Origin of the sequence: Microvirgula aerodenitrificans DSM 15089 (assembly GCF_000620105.1) — a bacterium.
Taxonomy (GTDB): domain Bacteria; phylum Pseudomonadota; class Gammaproteobacteria; order Burkholderiales; family Aquaspirillaceae; genus Microvirgula; species Microvirgula aerodenitrificans.
In genome coordinates this window covers 1-2,304 of record NZ_JHVK01000050.1, presented here as the reverse complement: position 1 = coordinate 2,304, position 2,304 = coordinate 1, and the positions used below count along the sequence as shown (strand labels likewise).

The window sequence follows — 2,304 nt, the reverse complement described above, 5'->3', positions numbered from 1 at the left end:
CTGGAGCAGCTGTTCTGCTCGATGGCAGTGGATGTCAGGGCCTTTGTACTGCGTGAGAATGAAAAAGACCTCGCAAGGATAGATGCCACAACCCCGGGCTGGATGAGTTTCGTCGCCTTTGTTGGGGACCCGGAAAACCAGTTGGCGCTGGCGTCGCTGGGCAATGCGGGGAAAGAGCTTGTAAAGCTGGCAAGAAATTTTGTAATAAATTTTTCGGATGATGGGATTGGGTTTTCTATAAGAAGCATGCAGACTGGTTTAAGAAATCCTTTAGAAGTTGATAGAGTAAAAATTGATATGTTAAAAGGAGAGTATCAGTTCATGGTCCCAAGGGGGCGCATAGCAGATTATGTGGATGATAAGGGGCGTTACTATATATCAGAAGGAAACCATCGTATGGTTGCAGCGCAAGACATTTATAAAGATACAGGTGACGTATCTTATATCAAAAAATTGATTGAAAATGGCGTGTGGACTAAGGTGGGGAAATCAATTTCTGGATCAAAACCTGTGCCGGTAAGAAAATAGTTTAAATATTATTTCGTAAGGAAATGGCATAATTGTGCAAATTTGATATATATATAAAAATGTTAGAGCTTATTCTGCCTTATGTGAGGTGTGTTCAAACATGGAGCAAAAAGGAAAGAGCTAATGACAGGTCTTGTTATTATGATGTTGAACTAATACATAATTTGGCTGGCGCCTTGAAAGAGCCTGGTTTTGAAATGCAAGATATATGGTTTTTAAATAATCAGGCAAGGGTTTATTTTGAAAATTGTAATGAGAATATATCTCCAAATTACAATCAAAATTTAATATATATTAAGGAGCTTTTTTCGATAGTCCCTCTTGCTCTTAGATGCGAGTTGACATGGGAGGGGCCATAAGTCGTTCTGGTTGGGCTAGGGGCGAGCCCGAGGGGGCACGGACTGACTAAGGGGGCAGGAAGACGAAGGTTGCTATTAGTGCTAAAGCGCTGGATACAAAAGCAAAAGCCAAGGTTAATAATACGGATCAGGTTTATTATTAGTTAGAGAAGAATATTGATGTGATGTTGGAATTTTAAAGGCATGCCTGTAGTGGTTCACTGTTGACACAGTATATGATCGTGGGTCGGGAGCTACATGTTGCTATTCCTTATTCAACAACCCCGGTTCACTGGGAGCGGCTTCATAAAGCGGTTGAGTATTGACTACGCGGCTTCCTAATGGCGCGCAGGCCACAACGATTCCTGACTTGTGGGGGAAAAACGTCGGCGGTATGCTGGAGGTTAAAAATGTACAGAGGCTTTCCATGTCTAATCAGTTGCGAACTCAGATTCAAATTGCACGTGATACTGGGCAACCTTTAAATATTGTTGTAAGTCCAAGGACTATTAATGTTTCTATGAAAATAATAAGGAAGGTGAGAAGGACTGGTGGAGATGTTTACAGGTACAATCCAAAAACTGGTGATTTAACGAAATTCTGAAAAATTATGAAATCATATGTAATTATTACAATAAATACCAGGGCTGAAACAATTGGATGGTGTGTTGGCGAGCGGCTTGTTGACTCATTGGCTATAAATGATGGAGCGCTCATGCCAGAGTATGTGTCACATAACGCCGATAAGGTTACTGAGCCGTTTGTAAATAAATCTACGGCCGAAACTCTTTGGGCTGAGAAAGCAACCATACGTTTCAATGGGGCGCTTTCTGATTTCCATCAGGATTTTGCGTGGAGGAGGAAGAAAAATACCAAGTGCACGGGGGATGTTTGTCACACATTTCGCGACTTTTATGGGAAAACTGTTCCTGGCTCTATTTGTTTGACTTCGGCTTGTAATGAAAACATTGACTGGTATCTTCTTTTTAAAACATGGTGCGAAATTTTTCCGCCGCAACTTGGAATGCTTCACCTGTTTAGCAAGCCAGAGCTTGGTTCGGATAAAAAATACGATAGCTTCCAGCTTGGGATATTTAATGAGGCACTCAATCCGGATGTGCCGAATATTGGCTGGGCCATGTTTTATGGTGATGAATTTGCTGAGGCGGTAGATCCTGAACGAATATCGGCAGCAGGGTTTCCTGTTGAAAAAATGGGCAATGGCTATTTGGTCAGGGTGACTGAAAATATTCAAGACATCGTGAGCGATTTTTCGGTTTTTTCAAAGCGTCGCGCTGAACTAAAAAGCCTGTTCCCGGCAGGATTCTTCCTCATTGAGGATGAGCCGCTTGGTTAAGCAGGCCTGCGTGGAAGCAGGTCAAGCCCCGGCAGGCTGGTCGCGACGTGTGCCTGTCGGTGGATGGGAAAATCTGGATTG

2 protein-coding genes and 1 pseudogene are annotated in these 2,304 nt (G+C 42.8%); all 3 read left to right on the top strand.

Features of this window, described 5'->3' with window-relative positions; translation table 11 throughout:
• Positions 1-528: pseudogene (locus Q352_RS23795) on the top strand (hypothetical protein); the annotation flags it as partial.
• Positions 529-1,188: 660 nt separating this feature from the next.
• A complete protein-coding gene (locus Q352_RS24505; RefSeq protein ID WP_084300365.1) occupies positions 1,189-1,470 on the top strand; it encodes a putative toxin in 282 nt (93 codons plus the stop codon).
• 6 nt (positions 1,471-1,476) lie between these two features.
• Positions 1,477-2,223 carry a hypothetical protein gene (locus Q352_RS0117885; RefSeq protein WP_028500496.1) on the top strand — a complete coding sequence of 249 codons (747 nt, stop codon included), beginning with the start codon at positions 1,477-1,479 and terminating at the stop codon, positions 2,221-2,223.
• The last annotated feature ends 81 nt before the right edge of the window (positions 2,224-2,304 follow it).

Bases quoted from the DNA above. Each gene is read 5' to 3' on its own strand.
- Q352_RS0117885 (WP_028500496.1), top strand. From the start codon at position 1,477: ATGAAATCATATGTAATTATTACAATAAATACCAGGGCTGAAACAATT.